Source organism: Streptosporangium sp. NPDC006013 (assembly GCF_040614275.1).
In the GTDB taxonomy this organism is placed as follows: Bacteria; Actinomycetota; Actinomycetes; order Streptosporangiales; family Streptosporangiaceae; genus Streptosporangium.
In genome coordinates this window covers 1-15,926 of the sequence record NZ_JBEXUE010000226.1, presented here as the reverse complement: position 1 = coordinate 15,926, position 15,926 = coordinate 1, and the positions used below count along the sequence as shown (strand labels likewise).

Genomic DNA, 15,926 nt, shown 5'->3' with positions numbered 1-15,926 from the left:
CCAGTCGATGGTGCTGAACTGGGGCTCTCCGACGTTCTTGAGCTGCTTCAGGCCGCGCCAGGTGATCACGGCGGCGATGGGGAGCACCACGGCGAACAGCAGCCGCCAGGACCCGAATTGGAGGATCACCCCCGAGACCGTCGGGCCCATGGCGGGCGCGACCGAGATGGCCAGGGAGACGTTGCCCATCACCCGGCCCCGGTCCGTCTCGGGCACCACCTGCATCAGCGTGGTCATCAGCAGCGGCATCATCACAGCCGTCCCGGACGCCTGGATGATGCGGGCGCCCAGCAGCACCTCGAACGACGGCGCGACGGCGGCCAACGCCGTGCCGAGCAGGAACAGGCCCATCGCGGTGGTGTACGCGCTGCGGGTGGACACCCGCTGCAGGAACCATCCGGTGATCGGGATGACAGCGGCCATGGTCAGCATGAAGGCGGTCGAGAGCCACTGCGCGGTCTGCTCGGTGATGTGCAGCGCGCTCATCAGCCGCGGGATCGCGTTGATCATGATCGTCTCGTTGAGGATGACCACGAATGTGGCGAGCACCAGCAGCCGGATCACGGCCGGGGTGCGACCTGAAACGGCGGTCGCGGGCTTGGCGGGTGAATCGAGCTGTGGGCTGGGCACGGCACCTCAATCGGGGTTGTCGGACATGACGTGGTCATGGCTGGTGTCTCAGCCTTGGGTCTCACAAGAAGTTGTGGCCATGCAAAGAATGACCGGCACCACCGACAAAACTCATCGCCCGTCCCCAGCATTCCGGCAAGTGGTGTGAAATGTCACCCAGTTTTCACCGGCGGACGACGATCTTCAGATCACGCGAAGGAGCACCCGAATCGCTGTCGATCGACACCGACGAAGGTCTTCCAGGATCCTCCTGGGAGACTTTTCGTGGTGAGTCTCGCGGATTCACCACTCGGGAAGCTCGTGCGCGTCGGAATAGAGCATGATGATCTTTTCCAGCAGCTCAGGGCTGTCCGTCCGCACATCCCAGCGGCCGCTGTCGAACGCTCGGATTCTCACCTCCGGCGCCGACGGACTGTCGCCGTAGCCCACCGGCTCTCCGTCGATGAGCTGACCGTCCCCGCTGAACAGGTCGATGAGATGCCTCGTGGTCACCAGTGAGTTCGCCGTGGCCTCGACGATCGCCTCAGTCTCCGGAGAGACGAGCCGGTCGAGGAAACCGAGGTCCACGTCCTGAAGCAAGGTCCTGCCCCTTGGTCCGGGTAACCCGCTAATCCGCAGGGAAGGGCGGATGCCTCGTCAGCGGCGTCTCGCCCTGCTCAGATCGCGTAAGACGGTGTTGCTGTATGGACCGCTGCGCCCCCTTCCGTGAAGGCAACCGGGACGGGGTTCACTTCATCGGTTCCATGCCTTCCGGTAGAGCCAGGATGCCTACGTCGGGTCAGTCCGCGGGGGCCGGTTCGACATGGTGATCGTTGTAGGGGTACTGGTCATCGCCGTGATCGACGATGGTGCTGCATCGGTACCGGACAAGCTCGGTCATCGACGCCGGGTCGAGGTCCTCCTCGTCGTCTCCCTCCTCGTAGTCACTCGGATCCAGGACCGCGTCCACGTTGTAGTGCAACCGGTCGTCGATCAGGTAGTCGCGGCGGAAGTCGGTCGCCCACTGCGAGTTGTGTCCCCACCCGTGCGAGGGGTCGTTGGTGGATCGTGACCGGCGCCAGAAGGTCCAGTACAGGGTGGATCGGTCTGCGACCCCCGCGATCAGATGTCTCGCCCCGGCGGTGACGACCACCCCGGCCCGCGTCAGCAGCATCGAGCCCATCATGTAGCCGGGCCAGCGCTCCTCAACGATCGAGGGCGGCTCTCCGGGGTCACCGGCCTGCCGTACCTCGACGATCTCGTGGAAGAACGGGTGGAACCCCCGCCGGCCGATCCGGTCCGCGCCCAGCGCCTCGCAGAAGGCGGGATAGACGCCGACCGGCGGGTACCACGCGTCCGGGGCCGCTGCCGGATCGTCCGCGGGATCCTGGTAGTTCAGGATGAGCAGGTCGAGGATGCGGCTCACCGCGTACAGCCGTACCAGCGGGCTGTAGCCCCACTTGGGAGGTGCCCCCAGGGGGATCAGGTGACTTTCCGGCCGGCCCGCCTCCTGTACTTCCGCCACGTACGCCGGATGCTCGTCCAGCCACCGTCGCAGCTCATCGACCAGCCCGGCGTTCTCACCTCCGTGGCTGAGGGTGTTCTCGTACAGGGCACGCCAGTCGTTATCCAAGTAGACATCGTCGTTCATGCGCCCCAGAGTCCGGTGAGACGACGCTTCCCGGCATCCGCCGCGAGGGTGACCGAGACGGAGGACTCTCTTCCGTTGCCCGGACCATGCGCCCCGGTGCTCCGGGAGCATCGGCGGATCCAGGACAAACCCATGAGAACGCCAGGAAGAAACGGCAGGCGAGGTGGGCAGGCCCCACCTCAGCGCCACCGGCGGCATGACCCTCCGATTTTCAGGTGGGCCGATCGCGCAGTTCGGATGTCGAGAACCGCGGTCAGCGGGGTGTGGACGGCGGCATGAGTGTGCTCGCGAGTGGGGGCGTTACTGTCGGTGCCGCTGTCACCGCTCTTCCGGAACCATGACGCCTGTCCGCTACCGTCGCCCGAGTCGATCCACTGGCGAGAGCCGGGAACGGAGCGCTCCTCGCCCTCGCCGCCTTCGAAGGATTCGTGGCGGTTCTCATTCTCCTGGACGGCGCAACCCTCGGAGACGAACTCCACCTGGACGCGACCATGATGATCCGGTGGCACCTGCTCGTCGCAGCGATGTTCGTCATCGCGACCACTTTCCGGAAGCAAGCCCCCTCCGCCAAGTGGCCGCTTACCCGGGCGCCCGGCGCGGGGAGTTGCTCAACCTGCGTTGGTCAGACGTCGACCTCGACGGCAAGCAGGTCACCATCACCGGCTCGGCCGCGTTCGTCGACGGCGAGCGGATCGAGGGAACCACCAAGAGCGGCCGGAAGCGCATCGTCAGCCTCGACGACGGAACGATCAGGGTCCTGAAGGCGCAGCGGAGCAAGCAGGCTGCCGACAGGAGTGGAAGGGAACGAGCGACCACGTGTTCACGACCGGCTGGGGTGAGCCGATCCATCCCGACACGGTCAACTCGCTCACCGCAACCATGATTGGAGGTTGTTCCTGTGGTGTCCACGGATTTGCCGTCTCAGCCACCGGTGGTGGCTGAACGCCCCCGGCCGTGGCGGCTTCAGTCGCAGGGATACGTGGCCATCCTCGGCGGGGTTGCCGCCGTCACCGTCATCGCGCTGATGAACGCCGCTCGCCTCGATGTACCGAAGAGGGGCAGAGTACTCATTGCCGGCGCCGGTCTTCTCGGACTGATCGTGAATGTAGTCATGATCTGGGATACCAGGGTGAGCCTCGACGCCTACACCGTGTTGTCAGTGTTGCTCGCACTGGTCGTTCATATCGTTCAAGTGGACATACAGAGACCACACGATCGGGGAGCCCTGCTGCTGTCCAGAGGGAAAGATCATGCGCCGATGTGGCTAGCCGGTGCAGTCGCCATCCTGGCCGGCGGCATACTCCAACACCTCATAGTGACGACGCTCGAAGGGTGATGGGAGCCGACCTGTCAGCAAGGGTGTTAGCAAGAAGCTCGAACGATCAAGCAACCAAGAAGGCCCCTGACGGCGTAATGCCTGTTCAGGGGCCTTCTTGCATATGTGCGGCCAGAGGTACTCGAAACCCCGACCTTCTGATCCATAAAGGAAGATCCAACATCCTCACGTCATGCTGTTGACCAGGCGTTGGCCCGAAGACCAGAGGCGTATCGAGTTGGCGTGGGGTCACATTGAAGAGCGATCATGCTATCGAGCTGCCCCGCGCCCCTAGCCCCAGGGTTATTGACCGAGGCCGCCGAGGCCACCAAGCTTGCTGAGAAGGTCTTGAGGGTTCAAACCGAGCTTGGACAGCTGTTCCGCGTGCTGGTCGGTATCGATCTGCGGGGGCAGGCTCTTGTCGGCTTGCTGCGCCAGGGCGTTGTCGCCGCGGGACCGGAGGAGCTCAACGATTTTGGCCTTTTCGATTTGCATGAGCGATGCCTTTCTGAAGATCACGGATGTCTGAGGATCGCTGACAGCGGACGCCGGGCCGTCTGACGGAAGGTGGCCACGTTGCCCCGGCCGACAGCGTTGTTTCCCCTGTGCTGACGTGCCCCGGTTTGTACGGGGCCACTCCGTGAGGTGTTTCCAGACTCCTTGAAAACCTGATCATCCTGCTTTGTGAATTCTTGGTTCGCGCCACTAGCACCCTTCGCACCGCTCCAAAAAAATACGGACCGCTTTCTCATCTGCCTGAGCACAGTGGAGCCGTACCGGGGCACGGTAGAGCCGTTACCGGGTTCACCGAAAACATGTATTGCCATCGCGCGGGGCGCCGACCCTGGAGGACGCCTGTTCTACGGAACGCGCGGGGACGTGCTCGCAAAGAGCACAGTCCTCCGTATCTGGCAGAAGGCCCGAGAGCTGGTCCTGAGACTCCTCGCCACTGGCCCGGCGCCCGTACGACCTTCGGCACGCCTGCCTGTCCACCTGGCTCAACGCCGGCGTCTCGCCGAAGCAGGTGGCCGAGTGGGCAGGCAACAGCGTGGAGGTCCTGCATCGCACCTACGAGAAGTGCCTCGTAGCGCATGACGAGATCGCCATGCGCCGGATCAGTGACGTTCTGCGCCCCAGAGCGCGGGAACCCATTGGGAAAGATCAGCCGGACACCGGCACCTGATCCAGAACACGAAAAAGCCCAGGTCATCGCGATGATGACCTAGGCCTCCGCACTGTGCGGCCGGAAGTAAGACTCAGCCTGACTTTGAGATCCGTAGGTCCCCAAACGAGGTCCAAAGGCGTTCAGACGCGTTCACCACGCAGGTCGCACACGAGCCGCCTGTCCGTATCAGTCCAGCTCGGTACGAGGTCGTCCGGCTTGTTGGCTCCCAAGTTGGCTCCCAGGACCAAACCGACCGGAGCCCGCGTCCTGGCTGAGATCGGCGACGACCGCACCCGCTTCGCTGACGCCCTCGCGCTCAAGGCGTATCCGGATCGTGCCCATCACCCGCGCCTCTGGCAGGAGCCTGGTGGCTCACGGAACCGTTCTCCCTTCGGCAGGAAGACCCCCACGATCTTCAGCGACAAGTCCCGATCCGATTGGGGAAGGGTGTGGGAGTCTGGACATGTGGCGATTGAGTGGTCCCGGCAGGAGGTCCTCAGAGCGGTCAGGACGTGCTTGCTACGTGCGGGCGCCGTGACGGACGGGTACTCTGCCGTCGATGTCATGGCGGAGCCCGACAGCATGTTAGTGATCTTCCGCTGGCGGCGAGATCCGAACATGTACGCCATCAAGGTCGAGTTCCCGACGGCGCCGGAGAGTTCGTGGACTGGCCTGCCGGTGACCTCGGCGGTTGAATGGGCCGCAGACGTCGCAGCTCGCCTCGCCGAGGAACTCGCGACCGGGCTGGTTCGTCGAAGCCGCCGGATGATCCGAGATGGCTACATCGTGTTGGACACCCACGACGCTCCAGACGTCTGCCCCGCCGGGTTCTTCATCAGTTCGGTCCCACTCGACGACGTCGTGCTCTCCCCCGTGCCGCCGCCGAGGGGTTTCCGGAAGAGGGCCTACTTCACTTTCAGTCTGGGATCGCCGTCGACATCGGTTTCCCCGCCTGCGTCCGAGGCCGGCTCCTGGTTGGCCGAGGCGGGGATGGACGTCGCCATTCCCAGGCAGCTGATCGTCGAGGCAAAGCTGGCCTGCTGGCTTCAGGCTCGCATCGACAACGCCCGCGGGAGACCTTTTATCGGTCATGCAGCCGCGTCCTGGGAGGACAAGCAGCACACCACCGTCCGTCTCGACCTGGTGCACATCCAGCCCGGCGTCCCATCGGAGGTACGCGATGCGCTGGTACGTCTCACGGTCTGCGAGGCAGCCGAGGCCGGTGCCCTGCACGTGGTCACCGCGATCGACGATCCCGAACTCCATAGACTGGGGTTCCGGCCCGTGAACGGTGGCGGCCTTACGCTTCACACCAGCAGCGCTGAACCGCCATCGGATCCCACGACCGGGGCCTGACCCGAAGCGCCTCCCGTCCAAGGCTGCACCTCGACATGTGAAACCTCCAACGCCGCCTCGGCGACCATGACCAGAGAGTACTCGGCGCTCTTCCCATGACCTCGGACAACCGCTTGGACATCACCTCCACCCACGGAGGCCGACCCAAGCGGCATGTGAAGATCAAAGATGCTTGGAGACGAAGACCTCTCCTGACCTGGTCCTTCGTGCGTGTAATCGGCGACGGGAACCGAACCCGCGCTGTCAGCTTGGGAAGTGCATCGATCACGGCAGGTGGGACGGCTGAGCTGGGCGTTCGCCCGGCCGTGAGTGACCGTGATTGCCCCCTCGTCACCCTGGCTAATGGCCCGCTAATGGCCCGACGAGCGAAGCTCTTTCAGTTGCTGGCGGAGCGCGTCACATTCGGCGATCAGCTTCTCTACGTCGTCCAGGGTGAAGAGCGTTTTGGAAGGGCCACTTTGTCAGCGGCGCCGCACAATCGGTGGCTATGGACTGGTGGCCTGTAATCATGAAATCGGTGTTGCTGTTCGGCTCTGCTGCACATCGCGTCCGTGGACGCAACCGCGATCGCCACCGAATGCTTCCGATTACCTCGGTCGGGACTGTCAGACCTGGATGGCAAACTGCCTGCCATGAGTCAGCTTGTCAGGAACATGCCGTTCCCTTTCCCTGACGGGAAATTTCCCCTTGAGCTGGGAGCCGTCGTTCAACGCACGGTGTCGAGTGGCGAGCTTCCTGCACTCGTAGTGATCCATGATGACGAGAACGACTGGCTGATTGGGGACGGGGTCACCGACGCGAGCGATCCCGCGGCCTCGGCCCTCAGCCATGTGCAGCACGTGGTGGACCGCGACCCCACTGTGGCGGACATCGCCACCATGCCCTGCGGCTACGCGGCTCGAAGGCCTTCACGGTCTGCGCCGTGGGTGATTGAGGAATGGTGCTATGAGGGCGGGGACGAATAACGGATCTGCCGGCTGACCGACTGGTGAAGGAGAATCAGTGGCGCTCACCTTTGGCGAGGCGGTCGAACGACTTGCCGATCGCGCGGCAGCGCGTCGGCAGTCGGGAGCCAAGCGGCTGCGAAAACTCGCCGATCCAGCGGCGGGGCCGGCGTTGCTGGAAGCGTTGCGGCGCGAAACCGGGGGTCCTCAGGCTTGGGAGACCCTCTACCACCTGGTGATGGCGCTCGGTGCCTGCGACCATCGGGCGTCGGTGCCGTACCTCTACGAACTCGCGCGTTACCCCTTCAAGGCCACCATGGTCCATACAGCGATCGGGGATGCGCTCGTTCGGTTGGACCAGGAGGACGACTCCACCCCAATTCTTTGGTGCTTCAACACCGGCAACGACCGGCTCATCGACGGGGCTTTCCGTGCGATGGCGATGCTGCACATGGTTCCCGACAACAAGATCATCGGACGAATCCTCGATTTTCTGGCTCCTCGGCTACCTGAGGACGGACTCCGTTTCTGGCCTGCCGTGGCGGCGGCGGGCTGGCAGGGACAGCCCGTGCACGCCTTCCTCACCACCTGCGCCGCAGGCTCCCGGGAAGATATCGCGGAGGCCGCCGCATCCTCGCTCACTGGGAAATACAAGACTTATCGGCATCTGTGAGCGGATGGACACAGCCTGACCGATCTATGGCGGCGCGCTCACTCCGTGTGAGAGATCGGAGAGCAGTGGAACCCCCTGTTAGCAAGGGTGTTAGCAAGAAGCTCGAACGATCAAGCAACCAAGAAGGCCCCCGATGGCGTAATGCCTGCTCAGGGGCCTTCTTGCATGTGTGCGGCCGGAGGTACTCGAAACCCCAACCTTCTGATCCGTAGGGAAAGGCAGATGCCTCGTCAGCGGCGTTCCGGCCTGGTCAGGCGGTGGTTGCGGGTCGGTGGCGTGTGATCGTGTAAGACGATGTTGCTGTATGGCGCTGCTGCACAGCCTGCGCATCTCTGCAGCGCCGCATACGGTCGCCGGGCCGTCAGCGCCTGCTCAGTCCTCGCAGCACCGGTAGCCCGATGCCGGAGTCGAGCACGAGGCGGTCGCCGAGTGGTCGCGCCAGCGTGACGGTGATCGTAGCTGTCTTGAGGATGGCCGGGCACGCCTCAACAGAGTCGGATCTTCTCTCGTCCACGTCGACCACCACCAGTCGGTTGGTCTCGTAAACGCGTGCCCCGTGAATGGTGTCGCAGGCGCCGTAGCCGTACCGGAGAAGCAGTTCGTTCGGCTTGCCGGCGACAAGGTCGAACGCCATCACCTCTTCAACATCCCCCTGCACCCACCCGGGGCGGGCGGTGACGGCCGAGGGGTCGACCGCCACATGGACCTTCTTCTGCTCGACTCCCTCGACGGTGAACACCCAGGCAGGCACCTGGATCGTGCCACGGCTGGTCTCCAGCGGGACCTTGCCCAGTCTGGCGCCGGTCACCCGGAGCGGGCGGCATCCCTTGGCCGGGCACTCCTCTTCGATGAGGTTGGCCGGTCTGCTGAACTCCGCGTACGCGCTCGCCGCTGTGATGAGCGGCGCCTGCGAGACCTCGCCGTCCGGCCATCGCACGTCAGCGCGGTCCGGGGAGTCCTCGGGCAGCTTGGCTGCCAATCGCCAGGCGCCGTTGTGCGAGCTTCTGTTCACCCAGGCCGGGATCCGGCCCACGTGAGCCCATCCTTGTGGGTTCAGCACTTCCAGTGCGACGAACCCTTTGCGCCAGGCGCGGTCGTCGGCCGAGCCCTGCCAGCGCTCCGCCACCTCCCGGGCACGATCCTCGAACTCGTCAGCCGAGGCGCCGTGGGACCCGCCGCGTAAGACCTGAGAGACCCCGCCGCAGGAGGACAGGAGCAGCACCAGGGATAGGTACGCGATCATTCTTCGCATGAGACCTCCTCCACCCCATGGTCAGCCAACGCCCGACGCCTCCGCTTGGCTTTCCGGGTTCTGACGATCTTCTCCTGGGGAAGCACTCGACCAGCCCCCTCATCCGGTGGCAAGGACCGACGAAGTCGGTCCGCGACAGTCGATCGCCCCGGCCACGCACGCGGTGAGCATCGGAGTCGGCGATCGTCACGGCCTCAGACAGTTCACGGCGAACCCTGGTGGGCGTACCAGGACTTAGATTCAAAGAGTCAAGGCAACACATTGGGCCGGGGTTCGGTAGCCGAGGCACTTGCGGGGGCGGTTGTTCAGTCGGGCGGCCAGGGCGTCGAGGTCAGCTTGGCGCACCCGGTCGCGCACCGCGGTCTCGGTCAGATCGAAGTCCGCGGCCACCTGCCTGATCGACCGGTCACCCCGCCGACACAACTCGACGATCTCGGCCTTGAACTCCGGCGTGAACGAACGGCGAGGCCGAGGCTTCTTCTTCCCCATGCTCCCCATGATGGACATCCTTCCGGGGACGAACCCCTGATCTCGTATGTCCGTCAAACCGAATCAAGCCCAGGCGAGCTGGAGCTGGGAATTCTGGTCACGGGTCGAGACGCGGGTGTAGGCCCACACCTGCCCGGTCGTCGAGGGGCTCAGGCGGGTCTCTGGCTCACTCGGCGTGGCTGTAGCAGGTCGGCGATGGTCTCGATGCCGTCGGAGATGGCGGCTGTGGTCAGGTTGCCGAATCCGAGTACGAGCTGTGGGGGCCATGGGTGCTGGTCCATGCGGTAGGTGCTCATTCCGTACAGTCCGACGGACCGGCGGCGTGCGGCCGCGACTATGGCACGCTCGTCGGCACCGGTTGGTAACTGGGCGACGGTATGGAACCCGGCGGCCAGCCCGCGCAGTTCGAGGCCGGGTGCGTGTCGTTGGATCGCTTCGAGGAGGGCGGTGCGGCGGGCGGCGTAGCGCTGCCGCATATGGCGCAGGTGACGATCGTAGCGGCCGGACTTCAGCAGGTCGGCGAGCGCGAGTTGGTCGATGACCGGTGAGCCGCGGTCGGCGAGCTGCTTGTAGCGGGCGACATCGAGAGTCAGGTGAGGTGGGCTGAGAATCCAGCCGAGTCGCAGGGCCGGCGCGAGTGACTTGCTGACGGAGCCGAGGAGCGCGACCCGGTCTGGGGCGAGGCCCTGTAGCGCGCCGACGGGTTCGCGGTCGTAGCGGAACTCGGCGTCGTAGTCGTCCTCGATGATCGTCGCGGTCCGTGCCGTGGCCCAGTTGATCAGGGCTTGTCGCCTGTCAGGGGCGAGCACGACGCCGGTGGGCGATTGGTGGGCGGGTGTGAGCACGACGGCGCGTGCATCAGTGGCAGCGAGTGCGTCGGTGTCGATGCCGCGCTCGTCGACCGGGACGGCGATGACGTCGAGGCCCAGCATCGCGGCGATGGTGCGGTGGTCGGGGTCGCCGGGGTCCTCGAAGGCCACGACGCGTACGCCCTGGCCCGCCAGGGCCCGCAGGACGAGCTGGAGCCCTTGTGCGTAGCCCGCGCAGATGACGGTGTGTCCGGGGTCGGTGCCGGCCCCGCGGACTCGCCGTAGATAGGCGGCGAGCACGTCGCGCAGTGTCGGATCGCCGTGCGGGTCGGGGCAGCCGAGCAGGTCGCTGGGCGCGTCGCGGCAGGCACGGCGAAGGGCACCGCTCCAGTACTCGCGCGGGAAGCTCGACAGGTCGGGTACGCCGGGTCGGAAGTCGATTCTGGCAGGCTCGATGGCTGTGGATGGCGGAAGCGCGGCCGTGTACGGACGCGCGGTGGCGGCAACCCGGGTGGCCGAGCCGCCGCGGCTGACCAGATAGCCCTCTGCCTGCAGTTGCGCATAGCACTCGGTCACCAGGCCGCGAGAGATGCCGAGGTCGCGGGAGAGGGCACGGGATGAGGGGAGTCGCTCTCCGGCAGCGAGCCGACCGGCGCGGATGGCCTCCCGCAATGCGCGTTCGAGTTGGTCGCGTAGGGGTTCAGGTCGGTTTCGGTCGACCTGCAACAGGAGCTGTGGTCCGGAACCGGTCCAGTCGATCAGCATGAAACTGGACCTTACTGCTGAACCGGATCCCGTCCTACGGTCGGCTTATGGATCATCAGGAAGTCACCGCCGGTAGGAAAGCTTCGGTGGGCAGGAGCGAGATTCGTCTCGGGGATGGCGTGGATCGGCAACCGATCCTGACCCGTCCGATGGTTCTGTTGCTGATCATGTCGGTGTGTTCTCCCGGGAGCTTCTATCTGCTGATGTCGGTCGTCCCCCTGTATGTGGCCACGGCCGGGGCGGGCGGCGTGGGCGCGGGCATGTCCACCGGCGCACTGATGCTGGGGACCGTGCTGATGGAGTTCGCAGTGCCGGGCCTGCTGCGCAGGTACGGGTACCGCGCCGTGATGGCCGCAGGCCTGCTTCTGCTCGGGGCGCCTGCGTCGGTACTGGTGACATCCTCCTCACTGCCGTTGGTGCTGGGTGTCTGCTTAGTGCGTGGCGCAGGGCTCGGCATTGTCGTTGTGGCCGGCGCGGCCCTCGTCGCCGAACTCGTGCCGACCGATCGCCGCGGCGAGGGGCTGGGGTTGTACGGCGTAGCCGTCGGGGTCCCGTCCATCGCGTGCCTGCCGTTGGGTCTGTGGCTGGTCGGGAACGTCGGGTACGGGCCGGTGTTCATCACCGGGGCGGCGCTGTCGTTGCTCGGGTTGGCCGCCGTACCCGGCCTGCCGGCCCGGTCGGCTCGGATCGAGCACGGCAGCGTTCTCGGCGCCTTTCGTATCCGTGGGCTCGCCAGGCCGACGGTCATCTTCGCCACCGTGACACTGGCGGCCGGCGCCCTGCTGACCTTCCTCCCCATGGCCGTACCGGCCGAGTCGCATCAGGTGGCCACGGGGGCTCTTCTCGTGCAGTCCTGCGCTGCTCCGCTCGCACGCTGGGGCGCGGGCTGGTACGGCGACCGTCATAGCGCTGCCCGCTTACTCGTCCCCGCAGTGCTCGCGGCCACCGTTGGCACGGCCGTGCTCGTCTGGGTGGGCAGCCCGGTCGCGGTGATGGTCGGCATGGGGCTGTTCGGGCTCGGGTTCGGCCTGGCCCAGAACGTGACGCTGACACTGATGTTCGAGCGCGCCCCCGAGTCCGACTTTGGTCGGGTAAGCGCGCTGTGGAACCTCGCCTACGACGGCGGGATGGGCGTCGGGGCAGTCGCGTTCGGCCTCCTGACCGTGCCGATGGGCTACCCCGTGGGATTCGCCATCACCGCCATCGTGCTGTTCACCGCGCTGGCCCCCGCGTGGCTCGACCATAGGGCCGCGTCGAAAGACGACATCGCTTGACGGTCGCTTCAGCCGCGCCCCTGTTGATACCGCAAGGAACAAGCGAAAAGGAGAACCTCATGGAAAACGTCATGCTGAACATGAGTGTGTCAGTGGACGGCTTCAGCGCCGGACCCGATGTGACCGTCGAGCACCCCATGGGCGAAGGCGGCGAGCGGCTCCACGAGTGGCTGTTCAACAGCGGTTCGGATCGGGCTGTAGCCGCTGGCGGCACATCACCGAACGGAGTGGACGCCCAGGTCGCACAGGAGCTTTTCGCATCGACCGGAGCCGTTGTGGTGGGCAGACGCACGTTTGACGTGGGAGTGGAGTTGTGGGGGGACACCCCGTTCCCCGTGCCCTGCTTCGTGCTCACCCATCAAGCCCGCGAACAGTTGGTCATGAAAAGCGCAGCGTTCACCTTCGTCACTGACGGCATCGAGAGCGCGCTTCGGCAGGCCCGAGTGGCAGCGCGCGACAAGAACGTCCTCATCATGGGTGGGGCAAATACCGCGCAGCAGTTCGTGAGGGCCGGGCTCGTGGACGAGATTCAGATTCAACTGGTGCCCGTGCTGCTCGGTTCAGGCACCCGGCTGTTCGACCACCTAGGCACCCATCACATCGAGCTGGAACGAAATAGGTTGATCGAGTCACCACACGTGACGCACCTGCGATTCCGCGTCGCGAGGTAGCTGGCTGGCCCAAGCCCGCCCGGAGCCTCCCATCAGCCGCGCCGAGCAGCGCGGCTGATCCGTCGTGAGCTGTACGGAGATCAGAAAGGCCACCTCTAGTGATCGGAAGTGGCCCTTGAGCTGGGCGCGGCCAAGAGGACTCGAACCCCTGACCTTGAGATCCGTAGCCAGTTCGAGACTGTCCACCGACGTCCACAGGTGTCAGCAAGTCCTGCTCAGAGCCATCTCACTCTTGATCATCTTCTGTAGGTGTCCACTCGCGTCCAAGGATGGTGTCAGCACTTCCGTTAGCAAGGTCACGCACAGTGCAAAGGCCCTGTCGGACCGGGTCGCCACTCTCCCGCCATGACAGTCCCCGAGATCACCCCCATCGGTCACGAACCCGAGTACCACACCGGCAACATCGGCCACTGGGAGGGCGGCGAGGTGCTCGGGCTCGCCTGGGACCGCGTAGACCTCGGTGGAGAGCAAGTGTGGATCTCCCGCCAGCTCAACCGTGTCAGAGGAGAGCTTCTCCACCGCGAGACCACCAAAACTGACGACTCCACCGCGTCGCTTCCGCTGCTCGGCCTGTGCATCACCGCGCTCAAGCACCGTCAGCGAACCCAGGATGACGCCTGTAAGGCGGCCGGAACGAAGTGGAAGGAGTCTGATCTCGTCTTCACCACGCGGAACGGCACGCCCATCGAGCCGCGCAACTTCAACCGATCTTTCGAGGTTCAATGCCGCAACGCGGGTGTCCTGCGCATCCGCGTCCACGACACCCGGCACACCTGTGCCTCGCTCCTGGCCGCCCTCGACGTCCACCCCCGGGTGGCGATGCGCATCCTGCGCCACTCGCAGATCTCGATGACCATGGACGTTTACACGCAGATCCCGTCGCCTGAGACGCGTAAGGCACTCGATCGATTGAACGCCAGCCTCAACGGTTAACGACCGCAGTCAGCAAGAAGGCCCTCAAGGACTCTGAGGGCCTTCTTCCTCGCCTGGTCTGATCCCACTTGGCCCCACCTCTGCTCAATCCGATGCAGGATCTTGGGAAGTGAGATAAGGGCGCTCCTGGTCAAACCAGTCCAGGCTCAGCCTGGCTCCTGTGGTCAGCTCGATCGTCGCCAGTGCCGCCGCTCGCCAGCTCTTCCCGTTCCTCCATTTGAAGTGCGGCGCCATGGCCGCCAGGTCGGGCCAGCGCGCCAGATTCGGCTCTTGCGCCCACTCCTCCGGGTACATGGCATCGACCATCAGAAGCAGCTCTCCATCAGCGGCGAAGGCGACGCGGTTGTTGGCGTTCACGTTCCAGTAGACGCTGTAGGCCCGGGCGCCGACACTGAGCCGTGGAAGCGTCGGCGGATAGACGCCGTGGCAGCCGTTGTACTCGAACAACACGGTCACCGGGCCGGATTGGCCCACCAGCATCGCCCAGGCGGCCTCGTCAGAGTAGTCGTCCTCGAAGCGTGCCTTCTCGTAGATCTCATGGTTCGCGCCGCCGCTCACTCGTTCCCCGATCTCGGCGAGCGTGAGTGGTTCCCCGTCGTTAGAAACGACGACGGTCCAGCAGATGCCCGTCTCTAACCAGTTGTCCTTAAGAAGACGTCGGTAGTAGCGGTACATGTCGGCGCCCGTGGGCCGCTCATCGCTCATGTCGTGAGGCTCCGTCACTTCGGGTACGCGGAGCTCAGGATCTTCGCAGACGGGTGAGACAGAACAGGGGCTCATCAGCAGCCTCTCCGGCACACCGTCAGGGGCGGCGACGGAGGCGGTAGATCCCGTTGCTGTATTTCGCTGCTGTACGGGCACGGAAAAGGCCCTCCGGGATCACTTCCGTTCTAGTGGTCGTCGCAACACCCCAGCTGAGGGGATGCGATGGACTTCGAGATTCGGAAGGACCGGGAACGCGCTCAAGGGCGCAAGGTGGAGTTGACCCGGTTTGGTGGACACCTGATCTCTGAGGAACCCTGGTTCCCAAAAGAAGGAGTCCACTGTGCCGAACAACTATCCGCCGGAGTTTCGTCGGCAGATGGTGGAGCTGGTGCGCGCGGGACGGTCGCCGGAGGAACTCGCCAAGGAGTTCCAGCCCTCCGCGCAGTCGATCCGTGTCTGGGTGCGCCAGGCCGACCTCGATGACGGCCGCCGCGCCGACGGTCTGACCAGCGCCGAGAAGGACGAACTGGCCAGACTGCGTCGCGAGAACAGGATTCTCCGCGAGGAGAAGGAGATCTTGCGTAAGGCCGCGGTTTTCTTCGCGCGGGAGACGGATTCGCCGAGATGAGGTTTCGGCTGATCGATGCGGAGAAAGACCACCATGACGTCTCCCTGCCGGCCCGGGCGCTGGGTGTGTCGCGCCAGGGCTACTACGCCTGGGCCAAGCGCGGTCCGTCGAGGCGTGCCAGGCAGGACGCGGAGCTGACCGAGAAGATCCGCCGCCACCATGCGGCCTCCGATGAGATCTATGGGGCGCCGCGCATCCATGCCGACCTGCGCGAGCTCGACGGCATCGGTGTCGGCCGCAAGAGAGTGGCCCGGCTGATGCGCGCGGCCGGCCTGGCCGGGGTGAGCCGTCGCAAGGGCACGCGAACGACGATCTGTGACGGCAGGGCCGCCGCGAACGATCTGGTGCAACGGAAGTTCACCGCAGCCGAGCCGAACCGGATCTGGACCGCCGACATCACGTATGTGCCGACCTGGCAGGGCTTCCTCTACCTGGCGGTCGTGCTCGATGTGTTCTCCCGGAGGATCGTCGGCTGGGCGATGGCCGAGCACATGCGCACCGAGTTGGTCACCGACGCCTTGGCGATGGCGATCCACCAGCGCCGCCCCAGCTCCGGGGTGATCCATCACAGCGACAAGGGAAGTCAGCTTGGGTTCAAGGAGTCGTTGCAACACTGCCTGCCAGCAAGCATAGGTGCTCGTTGAACGCCTCTGCGGGAGTGCGCCAGCCGAGTGTCTTACGGGGGCG

General features: G+C 65.2%; 18 protein-coding genes. 11 read left to right on the top strand and 7 right to left on the bottom strand.

Going from position 1 to position 15,926, the window contains the following annotated elements; all coding sequences use genetic code 11:
* The 3 genes from ABZ260_RS29465 to ABZ260_RS29455 form a co-directional block, all read right to left on the bottom strand.
* Nucleotides 1–630, bottom strand: a 630-nt coding sequence (locus ABZ260_RS29465) for an MFS transporter (protein ID WP_355624350.1), incomplete at its 3' end; no start/stop codon positions are given.
* Between the two features lie 282 nt (nucleotides 631–912).
* Nucleotides 913–1,209, bottom strand: a complete 297-nt coding sequence (locus ABZ260_RS29460; protein WP_355624347.1) for a hypothetical protein — start codon at nucleotides 1,207–1,209, stop codon at nucleotides 913–915.
* Nucleotides 1,210–1,408: 199 nt separating this feature from the next.
* Entirely contained in the window at nucleotides 1,409–2,260 is an 852-nt protein-coding gene (locus ABZ260_RS29455; RefSeq protein ID WP_355624344.1) for a hypothetical protein, read from the bottom strand.
* Nucleotides 2,261–2,831: 571 nt separating this feature from the next.
* Between ABZ260_RS29455 and ABZ260_RS29450 the strand changes: the two genes are divergently transcribed.
* The 6 genes from ABZ260_RS29450 to ABZ260_RS29425 all read left to right on the top strand — a co-directional run bounded on the left by ABZ260_RS29450 (nucleotide 2,832) and on the right by ABZ260_RS29425 (nucleotide 7,713).
* On the top strand, nucleotides 2,832–3,143 hold the full coding sequence (locus tag ABZ260_RS29450) for a tyrosine-type recombinase/integrase (RefSeq protein ID WP_355624341.1): 312 nt from the start codon (nucleotides 2,832–2,834) through the stop codon (nucleotides 3,141–3,143).
* A 96-nt stretch (nucleotides 3,144–3,239) separates the two neighbouring features.
* Entirely contained in the window at nucleotides 3,240–3,596 is a 357-nt protein-coding gene (locus tag ABZ260_RS29445) for a hypothetical protein (protein WP_355624338.1), read from the top strand.
* Nucleotides 3,597–3,881: 285 nt separating this feature from the next.
* Nucleotides 3,882–4,136, top strand: coding sequence for a hypothetical protein (locus ABZ260_RS29440; protein ID WP_355624335.1), 255 nt, complete (start codon nucleotides 3,882–3,884; stop codon nucleotides 4,134–4,136).
* A gap of 1,051 nt (nucleotides 4,137–5,187) precedes the next feature.
* Nucleotides 5,188–6,096, top strand: a complete 909-nt coding sequence (locus ABZ260_RS29435; protein ID WP_355624332.1) for a hypothetical protein — start codon at nucleotides 5,188–5,190, stop codon at nucleotides 6,094–6,096.
* A gap of 632 nt (nucleotides 6,097–6,728) precedes the next feature.
* Complete coding sequence (locus ABZ260_RS29430) at nucleotides 6,729–7,061, top strand: hypothetical protein (RefSeq protein ID WP_355624329.1); 333 nt, start codon at nucleotides 6,729–6,731, stop codon at nucleotides 7,059–7,061.
* A 37-nt stretch (nucleotides 7,062–7,098) separates the two neighbouring features.
* The gene (locus tag ABZ260_RS29425) at nucleotides 7,099–7,713 is read left to right on the top strand and encodes a hypothetical protein (protein ID WP_355624327.1); all 615 of its coding nucleotides are present in this window, start codon (nucleotides 7,099–7,101) and stop codon (nucleotides 7,711–7,713) included.
* A gap of 361 nt (nucleotides 7,714–8,074) precedes the next feature.
* On the opposite strand, the gene ABZ260_RS29420 is transcribed toward ABZ260_RS29425, so the two are convergent.
* From ABZ260_RS29420 to ABZ260_RS29410, 3 genes are all read right to left on the bottom strand, one after another.
* Nucleotides 8,075–8,965: a hypothetical protein gene (locus ABZ260_RS29420; RefSeq protein WP_355624323.1), complete on the bottom strand. Its 891-nt coding sequence runs from the start codon at nucleotides 8,963–8,965 to the stop codon at nucleotides 8,075–8,077.
* Nucleotides 8,966–9,205: 240 nt separating this feature from the next.
* Nucleotides 9,206–9,454 (bottom strand): helix-turn-helix domain-containing protein, encoded by a 249-nt coding sequence (locus ABZ260_RS29415; protein WP_355624320.1) that lies wholly within the window; start codon nucleotides 9,452–9,454, stop codon nucleotides 9,206–9,208.
* A 149-nt stretch (nucleotides 9,455–9,603) separates the two neighbouring features.
* On the bottom strand, nucleotides 9,604–11,028 hold the full coding sequence (locus ABZ260_RS29410) for a PLP-dependent aminotransferase family protein (RefSeq protein WP_355624317.1): 1,425 nt from the start codon (nucleotides 11,026–11,028) through the stop codon (nucleotides 9,604–9,606).
* Nucleotides 11,029–11,075: 47 nt separating this feature from the next.
* Here ABZ260_RS29410 and ABZ260_RS29405 point away from each other — a divergent pair, with 47 nt between their 5' ends.
* The 3 genes from ABZ260_RS29405 (at nucleotide 11,076) to ABZ260_RS29395 (ending at nucleotide 13,906) form a co-directional block, all read left to right on the top strand.
* Nucleotides 11,076–12,302: an MFS transporter gene (locus tag ABZ260_RS29405; RefSeq protein WP_355624314.1), complete on the top strand. Its 1,227-nt coding sequence runs from the start codon at nucleotides 11,076–11,078 to the stop codon at nucleotides 12,300–12,302.
* A 59-nt stretch (nucleotides 12,303–12,361) separates the two neighbouring features.
* Entirely contained in the window at nucleotides 12,362–12,973 is a 612-nt protein-coding gene (locus tag ABZ260_RS29400; protein WP_355624311.1) for a dihydrofolate reductase family protein, read from the top strand.
* Between the two features lie 345 nt (nucleotides 12,974–13,318).
* A complete protein-coding gene (locus ABZ260_RS29395) occupies nucleotides 13,319–13,906 on the top strand; it encodes a site-specific integrase (RefSeq protein WP_355624308.1) in 588 nt (195 codons plus the stop codon).
* 84 nt (nucleotides 13,907–13,990) lie between these two features.
* On the opposite strand, the gene ABZ260_RS29390 is transcribed toward ABZ260_RS29395, so the two are convergent.
* Nucleotides 13,991–14,611: a DUF6461 domain-containing protein gene (locus ABZ260_RS29390; protein WP_355624305.1), complete on the bottom strand. Its 621-nt coding sequence runs from the start codon at nucleotides 14,609–14,611 to the stop codon at nucleotides 13,991–13,993.
* Nucleotides 14,612–14,951: 340 nt separating this feature from the next.
* Between ABZ260_RS29390 and ABZ260_RS29385 the strand changes: the two genes are divergently transcribed.
* Both ABZ260_RS29385 and ABZ260_RS29380 read left to right on the top strand, forming a co-directional pair.
* Nucleotides 14,952–15,239 carry a transposase gene (locus ABZ260_RS29385; RefSeq protein WP_355624302.1) on the top strand — a complete coding sequence of 96 codons (288 nt, stop codon included), beginning with the start codon at nucleotides 14,952–14,954 and terminating at the stop codon, nucleotides 15,237–15,239.
* Nucleotides 15,236–15,883: an IS3 family transposase gene (locus ABZ260_RS29380; protein WP_355624299.1), complete on the top strand. Its 648-nt coding sequence runs from the start codon at nucleotides 15,236–15,238 to the stop codon at nucleotides 15,881–15,883. Before ABZ260_RS29385 ends, ABZ260_RS29380 begins: the two co-directional genes overlap by 4 nt.
* Nucleotides 15,884–15,926 lie beyond the last annotated feature (43 nt).

What these genes read in the sequence shown, in the direction of transcription:
- ABZ260_RS29455 (WP_355624344.1), bottom strand. Translation starts at nt 2,260, where the DNA reads ATGAACGACGATGTCTACTTGGATAACGACTGGCGTGCCCTGTACGAG.
- ABZ260_RS29415 (WP_355624320.1), bottom strand. Translation starts at nt 9,454, where the DNA reads ATGGGGAAGAAGAAGCCTCGGCCTCGCCGTTCGTTCACGCCGGAGTTC.
- ABZ260_RS29395 (WP_355624308.1), top strand. Translation starts at nt 13,319, where the DNA reads ATGACAGTCCCCGAGATCACCCCCATCGGTCACGAACCCGAGTACCAC.
- ABZ260_RS29430 (WP_355624329.1), top strand. Translation starts at nt 6,729, where the DNA reads ATGAGTCAGCTTGTCAGGAACATGCCGTTCCCTTTCCCTGACGGGAAA.
- ABZ260_RS29420 (WP_355624323.1), bottom strand. Translation starts at nt 8,965, where the DNA reads ATGCGAAGAATGATCGCGTACCTATCCCTGGTGCTGCTCCTGTCCTCC.
- ABZ260_RS29410 (WP_355624317.1), bottom strand. Translation starts at nt 11,028, where the DNA reads ATGCTGATCGACTGGACCGGTTCCGGACCACAGCTCCTGTTGCAGGTC.
- ABZ260_RS29390 (WP_355624305.1), bottom strand. Translation starts at nt 14,611, where the DNA reads ATGAGCGATGAGCGGCCCACGGGCGCCGACATGTACCGCTACTACCGA.
- ABZ260_RS29400 (WP_355624311.1), top strand. Translation starts at nt 12,362, where the DNA reads ATGGAAAACGTCATGCTGAACATGAGTGTGTCAGTGGACGGCTTCAGC.
- ABZ260_RS29405 (WP_355624314.1), top strand. Translation starts at nt 11,076, where the DNA reads ATGGATCATCAGGAAGTCACCGCCGGTAGGAAAGCTTCGGTGGGCAGG.
- ABZ260_RS29380 (WP_355624299.1), top strand. Translation starts at nt 15,236, where the DNA reads ATGAGGTTTCGGCTGATCGATGCGGAGAAAGACCACCATGACGTCTCC.